Here is a 16,292-nt window from a genome sequence, read left to right as displayed (position 1 = left end):
GAACAAGTGCGAATCAAATTGGCTCAGGCTCAGCGCTATGCCTGTATCGGAACGGCGTGGGTCATCGTCTTCCTTCAGCTGCTGTCATTTGCCCAGAGCGGCATTTATGGGAGCGATTGGGTCTTTTCTTTCATCGTCGCTGCGGCGTTTGGTCTGCTGGGTACACGGCGGATCACGGGGGTGTCAGGGCCTGAAAGCTCGATATCTGGGACCACGGTGGCTCAAAGCCCCGTCGCCAAAAGCAGCACAGGCGAGACGAGCACGTTGTTCAACACCGCTCCAAATAAACCCAAGACGCTCGAAGAGCATTGGCTTCTGTTTCAGAACGGCGAGGCTCTCGGGATAGAAGTTCAGTGGCGGGCAGAAGAGATCATGTCTTTGATCCCGAAGCCTTTCTTTACCAAGCCGGAGAGCGAGACCGAAGGAGACATGTGGGCGAACAGGGAAGCTTTTGTGAATTACTGGTTCCTCAGGGAAAGGGCATGGCTGCTGACCATGGGCCTCGTAGCGATCCGCAGGGCTCAGAGCGATGCCAACTATGTCAGATCGGTCGAGTATGTGGAATTGAGGCACCGAGTTTTTCTCCAGCTGGCCGACGAGTTCAATCGTGCTTGTAAAGTTCTGGGCTGGCCCGTGGAACTCGAGGCACTGACGGTGCGCCTGAGCAATGATCTGGACGCTGTCAGCAGCTTTGTCGCCGATGCGGCGCAGGCCGCGGTGTCTGTTGAACCGGGCCGTGCAAAGCCGTTTATCGAATGGATCAAGGAGCAGGGGCTGGTCGTCTCCGACGAGGGCTTGCTCAAGAAGGCCCTGATCACCGTGGAGGAGTGGAAAGCCGGCTTACTTGCCTCCGCTTATCCGGAGTAGACATTCGTAACGGATAAGGATGGGCGGGACACAGCTTGGGGCTCCGCACTCAGCCCGCCCGTAAAACCCGCGCCTCCACCGGCTGCCCGATGCCCTTGAGCGAAAGCATCCGCGCTTCGCTCTCGGCCACCAGTTCCGGCGCCTGACGGGCGGCTTCGGCGGAGATCACGATCTCGCCCGGCTGGGCCTGCGATTCCAGTCTCGATGCCTGGTTCACCACGCCGCCGATCGCGGTGAAATCGCTGTGGAAGCTGGAGAATTCGCCGATCTGTACGTCGCCGGTATGAATGCCGACACCGACGCCGAGCGGTTCGCCGACGTCGATTTCGCCCAGCGCTTCGGCGCACGCGCGCTGGATTTCAAGTGCGGCCGTGATGGCGGCTGTGGCATGGTCCCCGCGCTTGATCGGGAAATTGAAGATCGCCATCAGCCCGTCGCCCATCTGCTTGTTGACGATGCCGTCGTTTGCCCAGATCGCCTGTGCGGCGCGGTCCTGGAACAGGCTGACGATTTGGCTCAGCTCGACTGCGCCTGTCCGTTCCGACAGGCCGGTATAGTTCCTTATATCGGCAAAGAGGATGGTAGCGCCTGAGGTGATCTGGCGCTGCTTCTTCACATATTGGAAGGAGCGCTCGCAAATCGTGCAGATATCGGGGTTCATCTTGCTTCTGGTGATGCCGAAGGCGCGCAGCGGCAGCGAGAGCGGGCCGCCTATGGGGATCGGCATGTGCATCTGGTCCCAGCAGCCGCGGCAGATGCCTGCGCTGCCTGGCCTTGCCGGATGCCTGGTCGCTGTCGTGGTGGTCATGGCTGCAATCCCCTGGTGAAGGCAGCTTCCGCCAGTCCGGCAGGTTTGGCAACAGGCAATGCCGGAGGTCAGGCGACGGAGGGCAGGACGTTGCGCGCATCGGCCTCATGCAGCCGCTTTTCGGCAAGCGCGATGAAGGCGCGCACCAGCGGCGAAAGGTGTTTGCTGCTAGGATAGACGACATGCAGCCCGCCCGCCGGCGTCGTATGGTTCTCCAGCACACGCTGCAGCCTGCCATCGGCGATGCAGGTGAAAGCGATGCCATAGGGCAGTTGCGCAATGCCGTAGCCGGCAAGGGCGGCGGCCATGACGGCCTGCATTTCGTTGGCGGCAAAACGGCCCGAGACGGTGACGGATTCTTCGCCCTTTTCTCCCTGCAGCACCCAGAGCGCATGAGCGGCTGACGGCCCGGCGATCACGCATTGATGGGTGGCGAGATCGGCCGGGGTTGACGGCATGCCTGCACGCGCGAGATAGGCGGGGCTGGCGCAGAGCAGGCGGTAGGTGGGGCCGAGCCTTCGGGCGATCAGGGTGGAATCCTCCAGCGTTCCGGTGCGGAAGGCGAGATCTATGCCGTTGTCGATCAGGTTCAGTTTCTCGTCGGTCAGGCGCAGCTCGACCCTGGATTTCTCGTAGGTCGCCATGAACTCGAAGACCGTATCGGCCAGGAAGTGGCTGACGAAGCCGACAGGGGCGGAAATGCGGATCGTGCCCGCGGGCTCGGCGCGGGCTTCGGCCAGCCGGATATTGGCCTCCTCGATGCGCCGCAGCGCCTGGCTCGCCTCCTCGTAATAGAGACGCCCGGCATCGGTCATGCCGAGGCTGCGGGTGGTGCGCTGCAGAAGCCGGACGCCGAGTTCGCGCTCCAGAGCGGCGATCCGGCGGCTGACCGTCGTCTTCGGGGTGCCGATCAGCCGCGCGGCGGCGGTAAAGCTGCCGGCTTCGATGACGCGGGCGAAGATCGCGATGTCGTTCAGGTCGATCATTGATGCCTGTGATGGGACGATGTTTTGCATTTGTAGGCCATTATGGCCCAATGCGACAGTCCCTAACTTCGGATCATCAGCAACGATCCCAACGAAAGGGAGTATTGAGATGAGCATCAGCAGAACCGTTCTCGTAACAGGCGCTACCGGCCAGCAGGGCGGCGGCGTCGCCCGCGCTCTTGTCTCGCGCGGCCACCACGTCAAGGCGCTGACCCGCAGGCCGGACAGCGATACCGCCCGGCGGCTTGCCGCCACCGGTGTCGAAGTCGTCGCCGGCGATCTCGACGACAAGGCCTCCATCGTCAGGGCGGCGCAAGGCGTCGAGACGATGTTTCTCATGGGCAACAGCTATGAGGCAGGCGTCGAGGCGGAGACGCGCCAGGGCATTGCGGCGGCCGATGCGGCAAAGGAGGCCGGCATCGGCCATCTGATCTATTCCTCGGTATCCGATGCCGACCGGAAGACAGGTATCAGGCATTTCGACAGCAAATATCTGGTCGAACAACATATTGCCGGGCTCGGCATTCCCTACACGATATCGGCCCCGGTCGCCTTCATGGAAAACACCGTTGCCCCCTGGACGATCGCTGGCCTGAAACAGGGCTTTTATGCCGCGGCCCTGCCGCCGGCCCGTGTGCTGCAGCAGATCGCCACCGATGATATCGGCCATTTCGTTGCCGTCCTTGCGGAGCGCCGCGAGCAGGTCTTCGGCAAGCGATTCGATATTGCCGGCGACGAGCTTTCGGGCGAGGCGCAGGCGAAGATCCTCTCGGACGCCATCGGCCGGCCGATCCGTTTCCAAGAGCTGCCGATCTCCGTACTCCGCCAGCAGAACGAGGATCTGGCGCTGATGTATGAGTGGTTCGACCGCACCGGCTACTCCGCCGATATCGCAGCGCTCCGCCGCGATTTCCCCGAGGTTGGCTGGCACAGCTATGCCGACTGGGCGAAGGGTTTTGACTGGAGTGTTCTTGATAAGGCGTGATGTTTTGCGGACTGCGGTACCGGCTACCGCAGTCCGTCCTGTCAGGGCTTGTCCGGGACAGGCCCGAGCATGGCGGAGGGTGGGCTGTCGTCTTCTTGAGGGCGTCCTTCACCCCTGTGCCGTCGGCCGGATGACGATATCGCCGACATCGACATCGGCGGGCTGCTCGATCGCGAAGGCGATAGCGCGGGCGATTGCATCTGGCGTAATCGCCATCTCCTCCATGCTCCTGGTGATGCCAGCCTTCACGGCGGGGCTGGTCAGGGAGTCCGCAAAGTTCGTGCGGATGAAACCCGGCGAGATATTGGTCACGCGCAGGTTCGGGCCGGCCTCCTGGCGCAGGCCCTCGGCGATGGTGCGCATGGCGTTCTTGGTGCCGGCATAGACGGCCATGGTCGGCTTGATGGTGATGCCCGCGGTCGACAGGGTATTGACGAAATGGCCGAAACCCTGGCGGCGGAAGACGGGCAGGGCAGCGGCAATGCCATAGAGCGGCCCCTTGATATTGACGTCGATCATCTCCTCCCAATCCTCGACGCGCAATTCGTCCATCGGCGAAATCGGGCCGATGCCGGCATTGTTGATCAGCACGTCGAGCTTTCCATAGGTGTCGCGGGCGAGTGCGACGAGCGCTTCCAGATCGGCGCGTTTCTTCACGTCGACGGTGTGGAAGATCGCTTCGCCGCCTTGCTCTTTGATGCGCCGCGCCAACGCCTGCAGCTTCTCGGTACGCCTTGCGCCGAGCACGATCTTCGCGCCGCGCTCGGCCAGCAGCAGTGCGGACGCTTCGCCGATGCCGCTGCTGGCACCGGTGATGGCGATGATCTTGTCCTTGATCGGTGACATCTCGTTCTCCTTTGTTACCCAAAGGATTGCAGCGACGGAATGGAGAATCTATGCTGCAGGCTCCGTCATTTCGTCGAGATCGTCCAGAAACCATGATCGATCCCCTGTCCGATGTGTTTTCGCTCGTTGATATCGAGAGCGCCCGCTGCACGCGTTTCGAGGTCGGCGGGCAGTGGGCCTTCCGCTTTCCGCCAAAGCCGGCGCTGAAGTTCGTGGCGGTTCTCAAGGGCGCATGCTGGATCATCCTGCCCGGCGAGCCGCCCTTTGCGCTGACAGCCGGCGATACGTTCCTGCTTGCCAATGCGCCCGCCTACGTGATCGCCAATGATCTGCAGAGCGAACCTGAAGATGGCATCGCCTTCTTCGATTGGGAGCATTCCAATATCGCCCGGCACGGCGGCGACGAGACGGCGCTGATCGGCGGCAGTTTCGTCATTGCCGGCGGCAATGCGCAGCTGCTCATCGATGCGCTGCCGCCCTTCATCCATATTCCGGCAAGTGATCGCGCCGCCGGCATCCTCCGCGCCACGCTCGCCACCCTCGACGATGAACTCGGGGCGGGCGAGATGGGCTCCACGCTGATGACGAGGCGCATGGGCGATATTCTCCTGGTGCAAGCGCTGCGCGCCTATGTCTCCCGCGTTGGCCCCGAGAATGCCGGATGGATCGGCGCGCTTGGCAATCCGCATATCGGCAAAGCGATCAGCCTTGTTCACAACGAGCCCGGCCATCGCTGGACGGTGAATGAGCTTGCAGGCCGCACCGGCATGTCGCGCTCCGCCTTTGCCGAGCGCTTCCGGACACTGGTCGGCGTCGCACCGCTCGATTATGTCACGCGCTGGCGCATGCACCGCGCCCGCGAGGCGCTGCGTCGCAAGGAAGCGAATGTGGCAAGCCTTGCCGCCAGCCTCGGCTATTCCTCCGAAAGTGCCTTCGGCAATGCGTTCAAGCGCGTTTTCGGCCGTGCACCGAAACGCTACTGGCAGGACGCGGGCTGATCTGCCGGCTCCCTTGACGGCGGGTCACCGGGCACCACTTCACTTCATCACTGAAGCGGAGGGTTCCGGTGCACCGGTTCGATCATTATCTTGTTTTCATCCTGTTGGCGCTCGGCGGCGGGCTTCTCATCGGCCTCATGAACCAGCCGGGCGAATGGTATGATTCTCTTGCCAAGCCCTGGTTCACGCCGCCGGGCTGGCTGTTCGGTCCGGCCTGGACGATCCTCTATATCCTTGTTGGCATCGCCGGCGCGCGGACCTTCGAGCACAGCAGGAATTCACCTGTCATGATCATCTGGATCGCCCAGCTCGTCTTGAACTTTGCCTGGTCGCCGGCCTTTTTCGGCCTGCAGTTTCCCGCACTCGGCCTTGTCATCATCATCGCCCTGCTGGTGCTGATAACAGTCTTCATCGGATTGTCGTGGCGACGCGATCGGCTGGCATCGGTGCTGTTTGTTCCCTACGGCTTGTGGGTGGCATACGCCACTGTTCTCAATGCGGCTGTCGTCGCGTTGAATTAGGGTTCCTGCCGCTTGCCGCAGTGCCCACGAGCCCTAAAAATAAAGGTGGGCATGTCCCGTTTATATGTCGCTTTCGGGGGAGGCTGCGATGGCGTCGAGTTTCAATGTCGAAAGTGCCGATGGTTACGAACGGCTGATGGGGCGCTGGAGCAAGCGGCTCGCGCCCGGGTTCATCGATTTCGCCGGGCTTGCGGATGGGGAAAGCGTTCTCGATGTCGGCTGCGGCACGGGAAGCCTCACTTTCGCTCTGGCGGAAAGGCCCGGTCTCAAATCGATCACGGCCATCGATTTTTCGCCCGTTTTCGTGGAGGCGGTCACCCAAGGCAACACGGACCCGCGCATCACCATTCAACAGGCCGATGCCTGCGCGCTGCCCTTCGAGGATGACAGCTTCGACCGGGCGCTGTCGCTGCTCGTGCTGCATTTCGTGCCCGAGGCCGGCAAGGCGGTGGCCGAGATGCGCCGCGTCGTGCGGCCGGGCGGCGTGGTCGCCGCCGCCGTCTGGGATCATTATGGCGGCATGTCCGGCATGCGCATGGTGTGCGATACGGTCGCCATGATCGACGCCAGCGCGCGGGCGATGCGCCATCGCTATTCTTTCCAGCCGATGATGCGGCCGGGGGAGATGAAGGCGAGCTTCGTCGAAAACGGTCTCGCCGATATCGAGGAGACGTCGCTGACGATCCGCATGGATTACAGTTCCTTCGACGACTTCTGGGCGCCCATCGCCGCCGGTGAAGGCCCGCTCGGCAAATATGTGGCGGGGCTGGATGCCTATACCCGCACCAGGGTCGATACCGCGGTCAGGGAGGCCTATGAGGCCGGAGAGCCGGACGGGCCTCGGTCGTTTGCGTCGGTCGCGTGGGCTTGCCGGGGCAGGGTGGCGGCGTGAGGTTGATCTGGGTGCGATCGATATCAGGAGGTTAGGGAGGCGAGGGTGTGCCGTGGGCACCCTTGCTCCCTGATCCTGTGCGCTCACGCCAGCGCTGCGCTTGAGGAGCGACATCGATCCCCAGCCTCACCTCGGCCGGCGGATCGCCCGTACCTTGCCGCTGCCGCCGCCGCCGGCATAGAAGATATCGGCTCCATCGGATTCCAGCCCGGAAACGCCGGTGCCCTCGGGCATGTCAAGCCGCTCCAGAACGTCACCCGTCCTGGGGTCGACGCGCCTGATGTCGCTCTTGTCGTCCTGCCAGGTGGCGTGCCACAGCTCGCCATCCACCCAGGTCACACCCGTCACATGGCGCTTGGATTCGATCGTGCGCAGGATCTTGCCGGTCTCCGGGTCGATCTCGTGAATGCAGTTGTCGCGGTACTGGCCGACCCAGAGGCTGCCCTCGCACCAGGCCATGCCGGAATCGGCCCCCTTACCGGGGGCAGGGATGGTGGCGACGACGGTGCCGGTCTCGGGGTCGATCTTGCGGATCTTGTCTTCGGCGATCTGGAAGATGTAGCGCCCGTCAAAGGCGGTGCCGGCATGGGCGGCGACGTCGATGGTGGTGAGTTCGGCGCCGCTTTCGGGGTCCAGCGCCCGAAGGTTTTCGCCGGCGGCAAACCACACCCGGTTGCCGTCATAGGTGACGCCGCCGATATTGCGACTGCCCTCGAAGGGGCCGTATTCCCTGATGATCTCTGCCTGTGATGTCTTCATGGTGCTCCATCCTCTCTCTCACACCAATGATGCTATTCGCTCGGCAGCGGCCCCGGGAGTAACAATGTTGTCGGGAAGTCGACGACCGGCGGCATCATCCAGCGCCGCGCCCTGCCATTGCCGAAATACTGCACCTTGCCGGCCGCTCCGAGCGCATCGAGCGCCCGCTGCACCGTGCGCGGGCTGAGGCTGAGCGCAATCGCCAGCGCCGTGCTGGACCAGGATTCTCCGTCGGCGAGCAGCGCCAGCAGGAAGGCGTGCTCTTCCTCGACCGGAGGTGCGAGGACGACGACTTTTCTCCCACCGTGCGGCTGAAGCGTAAAACCGTGGCTTGTCGCCTTGATTTCAGCAAGACCGGCAAGGGCGGCGCGCAGCCGGCCGATCTCGACGCGCAGCCGCGCCCGATGCGATTCATCGGCATGGCGGGCGCGGAAGGCGCGAGCAAGCAGAGCCGAGCGGGAGACATCCGAAGGTGCCGCTTCGGCAAGCGCGCGGGCGAGCGTGAATAGCACCTGGCGGCTCGCCAGCGGCACGATCTGGGCACCTGCGCGCACGACATTGCGGCAGGCATCGATGACGAGCGTATCGGAGGCAAGCAGGGCCTCGACCTCCTGAAGCTGCAGCAGGTGCTCCGTGCCGCCATCGATCAGCCGGGCGGCGGGCGCTTCCAGAACTCTTGCCGCATCCCGCACCTCGACGGCGAGCGCGGGGATATCGGCCTTTAATGCTGCCTGTGCTGCCCTTGCCAGCGCGGCGCGCGCCGGTTCCGTGCGCAGCCGGCGGATCGCCACGCCGGCTGCGGCGAGCTCATGGCCGGCGCGGGCGGCCGGCGGCAGCGGCGAGGGGTCGAGATCGGCCAGCAGCCTTTCGGCCGCGTCCAGACGGCCGATCAAGAGCAGACGGCGGACCTGCAGGTTGCGGGCGTGGGCTGCGTTGACGCGGTCGCCACGCTTTTCGAGCGTGGCGCGGGCCGCCTCCAGCGCCTTTTCCGGCCAGGTCAGATCGCGCGAGACCAGGGCGATCTCGGCTTCGGCGACGATGCAGCGGGCACGCGCCACCGCTTCCCGCGGGCCGAAGGCGCGGGCAGCGCTTTTCAGGAGCATCTTGGCGCGGGTGAGATCGCCGAGCTGGGCCATGGCAATGCCGCGCAGGGCAAGCGCCGGCGGGTCGTCGCGCAGCGCCACCCGCTTCATCGCGCCCAGCGCATCGCCCACGGCGAGAGCCTGTGCGGCAGCTGTTATCAGCGAGTCCATCGGAATCCCGTCACACTTGTAACTCCCACCCCTTGGGCATCCAGACCTAGTTTATTCCCCATCGGCAGGCAACGGCCCGCCGTCACACACGTATCAACGCAAGTGAGGAGAAGAACCATGATGACGCACAAGACCGGAACACGGGCGGAATGGCTGCAGGCGCGGCTGGCACTCCTGGAAGAAGAGAAGGCGCTGACGCGCCGCAGCGACGAGATCGCCGCCAAGCGCCAGGACCTGCCCTGGGTGAAGATCGAGAAGGAATACAGGCTGGAGACGGAAAAGGGCGTCAAGCCGCTTTCGGCACTCTTCAAGGGCCGTTCGCAGCTTCTCGTCTACCATTTCATGTTCGGCCCGGATTATACGGCGGGCTGCCCGTCCTGCTCGTCGATCGCCGATGGTTTCAACGGTGTGACCGTGCATCTGGAAAACCACGATGTCGCCTTCAGCGCCGTTTCCCGCGCGCCGCTGGAGAAGCTTCTGGCGTTCAAGCGCCGCATGGGCTGGACCTTCGACTGGGCCTCGTCATCGTCAAGTGATTTCAACCGTGACTTCAATGTCTGGTTCACGCCGGAGGAACAGCAAAGCGGCGGCATCGAATATAACTTCCGCCGCGAACCGCCTGTCCCCGCCGTGCTGCAGAAGCAGGAACCGAGTGCCGAACAGAGCCCGGCCGACCTGATCGCCTCGATGACCGGCACCGACATCAACACCTTCGCCCGCGAGAGACCAGGTCTCAGCGCCTTCGTGATGCGGGACGGTGATATCTACCACACCTACTCCTCCTACGCCCGCGGGCTGGATGGCGTCTGGGGCATGTACCAGTGGCTCGACCGCGCTCCGTTCGGCCGCAACGAGGAGGGCGTCTGGTGGCGCCACCACGATCGCTACGAGGCAGCCTGATGCGCCCGTCAGCATCTACACCAGGGGCCGGCAGTTCTGCCGGTTCCCACCTGCCATCGGGCATTGCGCGGGGTCTGTCCCTTGCGGCGGCACCGACCTTTGCCGCCATGGCGGCACTTTCCGCCGGCGATCCGGCGGCCGACATGATCTGCTCGATGAGCGGCATGTCGATGCATGGGGCGTCGGTGTTCAGCGGCATGGTGCCAATGTATCTGCTGATGAGCCTGTTCCATGTCGGGCCGTGGCTGAGGTGGATGGGCGGCGAGGGAGGTTTTCGGCGGTGAACAGAGACGCTGCCGCAGAGGTGGTAGCCCCCTCATCCGGCCCTTCGGGCCACCTTCCCGCCGGGGAGAAGGGGAAATGCTGCGTCGTCTTCGCACGCCCGAAGGCGCCGTATGGCACGTCCCCTCTAGAGGGTTGGGTGAGGGGCAGGTGTGCAAACGCCCGACGAAAACCCTTTTCCCGATGGCATCCCCCCAATCGCGCCGATGTGATGGAACCCAGTCAGCAACACTGACGTTTCCGCACCGCTGTCAACCGACAGCAAGCCCACCCTGACACCCCTTCTGACGGCATCCGGAGTTGCCCGCCTCGCCGCCGCTTTCGGACGGAGGAAATGCATATGTCCGCACTGGCAAGCCTGCGAGCGCTCACGCCGCAGCAGCGCAACGCCGTTATCGCCAGCTATCTCGGCTGGACGCTCGACGCCTTCGATTTCTTCATTCTCGTCTTCGTTCTCAAATATATAGCCGAAGAGTTCCATACCGACGTTCCCGCGGTGTCCATTGCGATCTTCCTCACCCTTGCCATGCGGGCGCTCGGCGCCCTGATCTTCGGGCTTGCGGCGGACCGTTACGGGCGGCGTATCACGCTGATGGTGGATGTGCTGCTCTATTCGCTCTTCGATTTCCTGACCGGCTTTTCCACCGGACTCACCATGTTCCTGGTGCTGCGCGCGCTCTATGGCATCGCCATGGGCGGCGAGTGGGGTGTCGGCGCCTCGCTCGTGATGGAGACCGTGCCAGAGGAAAGCCGTGGCATCGTCTCGGGCATTCTGCAGGCGGGGTACCCCTCGGGTTATCTGCTGGCTTCGCTGCTGTTCTTCCTGCTCTTTCCTGTGATCGGCTGGCGCGGCATGTTCTTCGTCGGCGTGGCTCCGGCGCTGCTCGTGTTCTATATCCGCCGCAATGTTCAGGAGAGCCCGGTCTTCGTGAAACGCCAGCGGCAGGGGCGCCGGCCGTTCCTCGCCGTGCTGCGCGAAAACATTCCGCTCTTCATCTGGGCGGTGCTCCTGATGACCGCCTTCAATTTCTTCAGCCACGGCACGCAGGATATCTACCCGACCTTCCTGGAAACGCAGCGCAATTATTCGAGCTATACGGTCGGCGCGATCGCCATCGTCTACAATATCGGCGCGATAGCAGGCGGGCTGTTCTTCGGGGCGCTCTCGCAGCGCATCGGCCGCAAGCGGGCGATCGTCATCGCCGCACTGATCGCCGTACCCGTGGCACCGCTCTGGGCCTATGCGCCGGGGGCGGTGCTGCTTGCGATCGGCGCCTTCCTGATGCAGTTTTTCGTGCAGGGTGCTTGGGGCATCGTGCCCGTGCATCTCAACGAGCTTTCTCCCGACGAGGTACGCGGCACATTTCCGGGCTTTGCCTACCAGCTCGGCAATCTGCTTGCGTCCGGCAATGCGACGATGCAGGCAGGTCTCGCCGCCCATTGGAACGGTGACTACGCGGCCGCGTTGGTCATCGTAGCCGTCGTCGTCGCCATCGCGGTCGCGGTACTGTCGGGCCTCGGGTACGAGAAGAAGGATGTGCTCTTCGGCACGGAGGAGGCTGAAGCGCCCAGTGGAGCGATTCATCGCGCCTGACTTCTTCTCGATAGGGGCCGCGCCTGCTGCATAATTCCTTAAATCGGAATCCATTTAAGGGCAAAATTATGCAGAACCGCAAAGTGTTACAGCGTCCTTTGCGCGTCTTAAAAGACCCCGCGGCGCTGTCGTGCGCGGCCTCCTCTTTTCATTCCTGCAATTATGACGGTTATTTCGCTTTTCTTTTTTGGGACTGCGGTTAAAACTTTAACTTGCAAACTTGGGGAGGGGGAAATGGTTGCTTACTGGAAATTGCGTTACGCATTTCGACGTTATCCGGCAGACAAACGGAAGGCGTTGCGAGATCAGACGATCGACGGATTGAAACTGCTCAAGGCGCAGATCGCTGCCGCCATGCCGATCCGGACTGCCGGACAGACCTTGCTGCTGGGCACATGGAACATCCGCAATTTCGATGACAACCGCTTCGGCAACGGCCCGCGGCTCGATGAGAGTTTCTTCTATCTCGCAGAGGTGGTTTCGGCCTTCGATATCATCGCGGTACAGGAGATTTGCGAAGATATGGCGCCCTTCGAGCGGCTGATGGAAACGGTCGGTCCGGAATATGATTACATCATGACCGATGTTACGCTGGGGGAATCCGGCAACAAGGAGCGACTGGGCTTCATCTACAACAAGAACAAGGTTCATTTCACCGGGGTTGCCGGTGAACTGGTGCTGCCTTTCGAGCAGCAGATTTCCGACGTGACCAAGGCGAGACAATTTGCCCGAACGCCTTTTTCCTGCAGTTTCCAGTCGGGCTGGTTCAAGTTCAATTTCGCGACCGTCCACATCTATTACGGCAAGGACAAACTGACGGCGCCGGAGTTCAAAAGGCGCGTGAATGAAATCGATGCGGTTGCAAAATTCGTCGCCGATCGTGCCAAGGAGGACAAGACGACCGCACATATCCTCGTCGGCGATTTCAATATTGACGCTTTCGATGCGCCGACCTTCGATGCACTGGATAGACACGGCTTTCAGGTCTTCAAGAATAATATAGGCAGCAACTCCACCCAGACGAAGTTCTATGACCAGATTTCCTTCATGCCGGAGGCGGGTGAGGTGAGCCTCGCCAATCCTGGCAGCGGCAAGGAGCATGGTGTGCTGAACGTGTTCGAGTCCGTTTTCCGGAAGGACGATTTGAAGCTTCACCGCGATGCCGTGATCGCCTCCATCGACAGCAAGATCGCAGCCGCCGAAGAAGAGATCGCTCGTCAGCAGAGGGCCGCAGACAAACCAGGCGCCACGCCTGAAAGAATAGCGACCGCACAGAGGAAGATCACCAAGCAGAGGGCCTTCATCGCCGAGCAGACGGTCCTGAAGACCGATGAGCCGAAGCTGCAGGCCTTCTACGAGGAATGGCGCACCTACCAGATCAGCGATCATTTCCCGCTTTTCGTGGAATTGAATATCGATTTTGCCGCAGGCTATCTCGACAAGCTGAAGAACGACGAACCGGTCATCCCGTGAGGGGGAAAACACCATCCGCCTTGGACGCTCGGGACGGATGCATCGGCGTCGTCCCGTTCCGGCCCTGGCAGAAATTCCCGCATAGGTCTTTCTTAACCCGTCCGGTCTAACGTCCTCCATGCGCCGGTTCTGTATCGCGTCCCGCCGCGAGGGTTCATGGATAGTAATTTCGCCTTCCTGCTGCCGGTCATGATGCTGATTTTCGGCTGCACCTTCCTGATCGTGAGCCGTTTCGGGTCGCGGGAAGCCAGGTTGTGGGGGCCGGGTTATCTCTTTGCCGCGGCCGCTTTTTCCGTTCCGCTGATCGACAGCCTGGTTGCCGAGCGCACCGCATCGCTGATCGCCGACGCGCTGTTCCTGATCTCATTCATTTTCTATTCGGGCGCGCTGCTCGCCCGCTTCGGGCGGCCGTCCTGGCTGGCGCAGCGTCTCGGCTTTGCAGGGGCGATCTACGCGGGGATCCTCTATGCCGCTCTGGTCCTCAAGAGCATTCCGGTGGAATTTCTGCTGGATGATCTCGGCTGCGCGGCGCTGCTCGCTTTTGCGATCGCCACCAGCCTGCGGCGCATGCGCCATGCGGCGGACAAGGTGCTCCTGGCGGTCTCCGGCCTTGTGGTTGCCGATACAGTTATCCGCAATATCGTTTTCGTGTTCATCATCCCGTCCTATGGCGGCCACGATGACTTCATCTCGTCGCAATATGCCTTCTATATGCAGGCCTCGGCATCCATCCTGGCGCTGATGTTTGCGCTCGCGGCACTTGCGGCAGCCACCTTCGATACCATCACGGCGCACCGCGATTCCGCCGAGCGCGATCCGCTGACCGGCATGCTCAACCGACGCGGTTTCGATCGTATGGTCCGTGAGCGCGGCCGGGTGCAGGGCGCCGCCATCATCTGCGACATCGACAATTTCAAATGGGTGAACGATACGTTCGGTCATGGCGCCGGCGACGAGGTGATCCGCGCCTTTGCTAGGATATTGCAGGTGCGGTTGCCGGAAGGCGGTTTTGCGGCGCGTTTCGGCGGCGAGGAATTCGTGATCTTCCTGCCTGAAACGCCGCTGGTGGCGGGTGCCGATTTCGCCAACCGGGCGCGGCTTGCCTTTGCGGCGATCGACCGCAAGGCGATCGGGTCCGACGGCATGCCGATCGGGTCCGACGGCGTGATCACCGCAAGCTTCGGCGTTGCCGGCGCCAATCCCGCCGATCATTCCCTCTACGAGCAAATCGCCCGGGCCGACAAGGCGCTCTATGGGGCCAAGGAGGCCGGGCGCAACAAGGTGATGGTCGAGGGCGAACCACCCAGCGACATGTCCGGGCCGCGTCTTTATCGCGCATCGGAAAGACACGACTGCTGAGGCGATATCGGCTGGTCTTCGACCCGGCCCCATGGTGCAATTGACGAATCCGCCGCTGCCGATGCAGTGTCGGCGACAGGGCCAATCCCAACGATTTCAATATATTACAAATCGTCCATGTCGGAAAATTGCCGCAATTCCTGCAGATTGCCGTCGCAATTGGCTGAGACCTTGTCACTATCTGGTGATGAGGAGGTGAACGGTCATGAGCCTGTCTTTTCCGACGATGGCGGCGATCCGTTTCGGTTACGGGTTGCGGCCAGGCGAGAGCCCGCCGCAGACGAAGGATGATCTGATCGGGCAGGTGACGCGCGGCGCCGATATCGTGCCGAGCTTTCCCGTCGGCGGCATCGAGGCGCGGCATACGCAGATCCTCGATCTGCAGGAGAGGCTTAAGCAGATCCGGCAAGCCGATGGCGACGATCTTGCCCGGCGGCAGCAGCGGCGGCTTCTTCAGCGCCGGGCGCAGGTGCTCTTCCAGATGGATGCCAATGCGCGGCTAATGCAATCCGTGCTTTCGCCCGATGGTTTCAACGAGCGGCTAGCGACGTTCTGGACCAATCATTTCTCCACGAGTGCCGCCAAGAGCCTGCCGATGCGGCTGATCGTGCCGCTCTATGAGGCCGAGGCGATCCGTCCCTATATGGGCGGCAAGTTTTCGACGCTGCTGCGCAGCGCCACCGAGCATCCGTCGATGCTGATCTATCTTGACCAGGCGCAGTCGCTGGGGCCGGATTCGAAGGGCGGCATGCGGCGCAACAAGGGGCTGAACGAAAATCTCGGCCGCGAGCTTCTGGAACTGCACACCCTCGGCGCCGGCAGCGGCTATACGCAGGCTGATGTGCGATCGGCGGCCATGGTGCTGACCGGGCTGACAATCGACCCGCAGGAAATGGAGACCGCCTTCCGGCCGCAGATTTCCGAGCCCGGAAAACACGAGGTGCTTGGGGTCAGCTATGGCGGGGCGAAGCGCACGCGCAAGGATTACCTTGCCATGCTCGACGATCTCGCAGCCCATCCGAAGACGGCGGAGCATATCAGCCGCAAGCTCGCAGTGCATTTCATCTCCGACCAGCCGCCGCAAGAGATGATCGCGGCCATGAGCGAGGCGTGGAAGAAGACGGATGGCGAGCTCTCCGCCGTCTATCGCACCATGCTCGATCATCCTGCCGCCTGGGCGAACGAAGGCGCCAAGGCGCGCCAGCCTTTCGACTATATCGTTACCGGCTTGAGGGCGCTGAACGGCGGATCGGGCACCGGCGATGTCGCAGCCTTCATGCAGGCCTATCAGGAGGACGATGCCGATAGCGACGAGATGATGGCAATGCAGCCGAAGAAGCAGGATGGGGCGCCTGACGGGCAGGCGATGATGGAGGCGCCGCCGAGCCCTGATGACGAGGCGCGCATCAAGCGCCGCAAGGCCTTCCAGATGGCACGCGCGCTCGGGCAGGGGGCTCTTCGCCGCATGGGCCAGCCCACATGGCTGCCGCCGAGCCCGGCCGGCTTCGAGGAGAGCTTTTCAGCCTGGATTACCGCAAGCCAGCTCTCGGAGCGGCTTGCCTGGGCCAGACGCGCCAGCGCCCAGTTCGGCAGGGATGTCGATCCGCGTGAGTTCCTGAAGGCGACGCTGGCAGATGCCGCCCGCGATGAGACGATCCGCGTCGTCTCGCAGGCACCGAACAGGGTGAGCGGCCTGACGCTGGTTCTCGCTTCCCCCGAATTCAACCGTCGATAGACGCAAAACGCTTTTGCTGGAATTGCTTTAGGAG

Annotated in this window: 16 protein-coding genes; 11 read left to right on the top strand and 5 right to left on the bottom strand. The window is 62.7% G+C overall.

Translation table 11 applies throughout. From position 1 onward, the window contains the following. Positions 1–6 precede the first annotated feature (6 nt). On the top strand, positions 7–867 hold the full coding sequence (locus KQ933_RS09145; RefSeq protein WP_216758473.1) for a hypothetical protein: 861 nt from the start codon (positions 7–9) through the stop codon (positions 865–867). Between the two features lie 49 nt (positions 868–916). On the opposite strand, the gene KQ933_RS09140 is transcribed toward KQ933_RS09145, so the two are convergent. Both KQ933_RS09140 and KQ933_RS09135 read right to left on the bottom strand, forming a co-directional pair. Further along, positions 917–1,675 carry an adenylate/guanylate cyclase domain-containing protein gene (locus tag KQ933_RS09140; RefSeq protein WP_216758472.1) on the bottom strand — a complete coding sequence of 253 codons (759 nt, stop codon included), beginning with the start codon at positions 1,673–1,675 and terminating at the stop codon, positions 917–919. A gap of 68 nt (positions 1,676–1,743) precedes the next feature. Beyond that, the gene (locus tag KQ933_RS09135) at positions 1,744–2,661 is read right to left on the bottom strand and encodes a LysR family transcriptional regulator (protein ID WP_216758471.1); all 918 of its coding nucleotides are present in this window, start codon (positions 2,659–2,661) and stop codon (positions 1,744–1,746) included. Positions 2,662–2,770: 109 nt separating this feature from the next. Between KQ933_RS09135 and KQ933_RS09130 the strand changes: the two genes are divergently transcribed. Next, positions 2,771–3,646, top strand: a complete 876-nt coding sequence (locus KQ933_RS09130) for an NmrA/HSCARG family protein (RefSeq protein WP_216758470.1) — start codon at positions 2,771–2,773, stop codon at positions 3,644–3,646. Positions 3,647–3,754: 108 nt separating this feature from the next. On the opposite strand, the gene KQ933_RS09125 is transcribed toward KQ933_RS09130, so the two are convergent. After that, entirely contained in the window at positions 3,755–4,492 is a 738-nt protein-coding gene (locus KQ933_RS09125; protein ID WP_216758469.1) for an SDR family oxidoreductase, read from the bottom strand. A 92-nt stretch (positions 4,493–4,584) separates the two neighbouring features. On the opposite strand from KQ933_RS09125, the gene KQ933_RS09120 reads away from it, so the two are divergent. The 3 genes from KQ933_RS09120 (at position 4,585) to KQ933_RS09110 (ending at position 6,903) form a co-directional block, all read left to right on the top strand. Next, complete coding sequence (locus KQ933_RS09120) at positions 4,585–5,490, top strand: AraC family transcriptional regulator (protein ID WP_216758468.1); 906 nt, start codon at positions 4,585–4,587, stop codon at positions 5,488–5,490. Positions 5,491–5,558: 68 nt separating this feature from the next. Further along, a complete protein-coding gene (locus KQ933_RS09115; RefSeq protein ID WP_253958297.1) occupies positions 5,559–6,011 on the top strand; it encodes a TspO/MBR family protein in 453 nt (150 codons plus the stop codon). Between the two features lie 88 nt (positions 6,012–6,099). Further along, on the top strand, positions 6,100–6,903 hold the full coding sequence (locus tag KQ933_RS09110; protein ID WP_216758467.1) for a class I SAM-dependent methyltransferase: 804 nt from the start codon (positions 6,100–6,102) through the stop codon (positions 6,901–6,903). A 126-nt stretch (positions 6,904–7,029) separates the two neighbouring features. Here the strand turns inward: KQ933_RS09110 and KQ933_RS09105 are convergent, their stop codons facing one another. Both KQ933_RS09105 and KQ933_RS09100 read right to left on the bottom strand, forming a co-directional pair. Then, a complete protein-coding gene (locus tag KQ933_RS09105; RefSeq protein ID WP_216758466.1) occupies positions 7,030–7,662 on the bottom strand; it encodes a PQQ-binding-like beta-propeller repeat protein in 633 nt (210 codons plus the stop codon). A gap of 32 nt (positions 7,663–7,694) precedes the next feature. Further along, positions 7,695–8,915: a helix-turn-helix domain-containing protein gene (locus KQ933_RS09100; RefSeq protein ID WP_216758465.1), complete on the bottom strand. Its 1,221-nt coding sequence runs from the start codon at positions 8,913–8,915 to the stop codon at positions 7,695–7,697. Positions 8,916–9,032: 117 nt separating this feature from the next. On the opposite strand from KQ933_RS09100, the gene KQ933_RS09095 reads away from it, so the two are divergent. From KQ933_RS09095 to KQ933_RS09070, 6 genes are all read left to right on the top strand, one after another. Then, positions 9,033–9,815, top strand: a complete 783-nt coding sequence (locus tag KQ933_RS09095; RefSeq protein ID WP_216758464.1) for a thioredoxin family protein — start codon at positions 9,033–9,035, stop codon at positions 9,813–9,815. After that, a complete protein-coding gene (locus tag KQ933_RS09090) occupies positions 9,815–10,099 on the top strand; it encodes a hypothetical protein (RefSeq protein WP_216758463.1) in 285 nt (94 codons plus the stop codon). The genes KQ933_RS09095 and KQ933_RS09090 overlap by 1 nt, the downstream gene beginning before the upstream one ends. Positions 10,100–10,437: 338 nt before the next feature. Beyond that, positions 10,438–11,691 (top strand): MFS transporter, encoded by a 1,254-nt coding sequence (locus KQ933_RS09085; RefSeq protein ID WP_216758462.1) that lies wholly within the window; start codon positions 10,438–10,440, stop codon positions 11,689–11,691. A gap of 234 nt (positions 11,692–11,925) precedes the next feature. Then, positions 11,926–13,164 (top strand): endonuclease/exonuclease/phosphatase family protein, encoded by a 1,239-nt coding sequence (locus KQ933_RS09080; protein WP_216758461.1) that lies wholly within the window; start codon positions 11,926–11,928, stop codon positions 13,162–13,164. A 156-nt stretch (positions 13,165–13,320) separates the two neighbouring features. Further along, positions 13,321–14,523, top strand: coding sequence for a diguanylate cyclase (locus KQ933_RS09075; protein ID WP_216758460.1), 1,203 nt, complete (start codon positions 13,321–13,323; stop codon positions 14,521–14,523). Between the two features lie 205 nt (positions 14,524–14,728). Continuing rightward, positions 14,729–16,258 (top strand): DUF1800 family protein, encoded by a 1,530-nt coding sequence (locus KQ933_RS09070; protein ID WP_216758459.1) that lies wholly within the window; start codon positions 14,729–14,731, stop codon positions 16,256–16,258. Positions 16,259–16,292 lie beyond the last annotated feature (34 nt).

The sequence above is a fragment of the Rhizobium sp. WYJ-E13 genome, assembly GCF_018987265.1.
Taxonomy (GTDB): Bacteria; Pseudomonadota; Alphaproteobacteria; order Rhizobiales; family Rhizobiaceae; genus Rhizobium.
The sequence above is the reverse complement of the archived record's forward strand: the minus strand, read 5'-3'. Positions and strand labels throughout refer to the sequence as shown.

What these genes read in the sequence shown, in the direction of transcription:
- KQ933_RS09140 (WP_216758472.1), bottom strand. Translation starts at nt 1,675, where the DNA reads ATGACCACCACGACAGCGACCAGGCATCCGGCAAGGCCAGGCAGCGCA.
- KQ933_RS09135 (WP_216758471.1), bottom strand. Translation starts at nt 2,661, where the DNA reads ATGATCGACCTGAACGACATCGCGATCTTCGCCCGCGTCATCGAAGCC.
- KQ933_RS09130 (WP_216758470.1), top strand. Translation starts at nt 2,771, where the DNA reads ATGAGCATCAGCAGAACCGTTCTCGTAACAGGCGCTACCGGCCAGCAG.
- KQ933_RS09125 (WP_216758469.1), bottom strand. Translation starts at nt 4,492, where the DNA reads ATGTCACCGATCAAGGACAAGATCATCGCCATCACCGGTGCCAGCAGC.
- KQ933_RS09120 (WP_216758468.1), top strand. Translation starts at nt 4,585, where the DNA reads ATGATCGATCCCCTGTCCGATGTGTTTTCGCTCGTTGATATCGAGAGC.
- KQ933_RS09110 (WP_216758467.1), top strand. Translation starts at nt 6,100, where the DNA reads ATGGCGTCGAGTTTCAATGTCGAAAGTGCCGATGGTTACGAACGGCTG.
- KQ933_RS09105 (WP_216758466.1), bottom strand. Translation starts at nt 7,662, where the DNA reads ATGAAGACATCACAGGCAGAGATCATCAGGGAATACGGCCCCTTCGAG.
- KQ933_RS09100 (WP_216758465.1), bottom strand. Translation starts at nt 8,915, where the DNA reads ATGGACTCGCTGATAACAGCTGCCGCACAGGCTCTCGCCGTGGGCGAT.
- KQ933_RS09095 (WP_216758464.1), top strand. Translation starts at nt 9,033, where the DNA reads ATGATGACGCACAAGACCGGAACACGGGCGGAATGGCTGCAGGCGCGG.
- KQ933_RS09090 (WP_216758463.1), top strand. Translation starts at nt 9,815, where the DNA reads ATGCGCCCGTCAGCATCTACACCAGGGGCCGGCAGTTCTGCCGGTTCC.
- KQ933_RS09085 (WP_216758462.1), top strand. Translation starts at nt 10,438, where the DNA reads ATGTCCGCACTGGCAAGCCTGCGAGCGCTCACGCCGCAGCAGCGCAAC.
- KQ933_RS09080 (WP_216758461.1), top strand. Translation starts at nt 11,926, where the DNA reads ATGGTTGCTTACTGGAAATTGCGTTACGCATTTCGACGTTATCCGGCA.
- KQ933_RS09075 (WP_216758460.1), top strand. Translation starts at nt 13,321, where the DNA reads ATGGATAGTAATTTCGCCTTCCTGCTGCCGGTCATGATGCTGATTTTC.
- KQ933_RS09070 (WP_216758459.1), top strand. Translation starts at nt 14,729, where the DNA reads ATGAGCCTGTCTTTTCCGACGATGGCGGCGATCCGTTTCGGTTACGGG.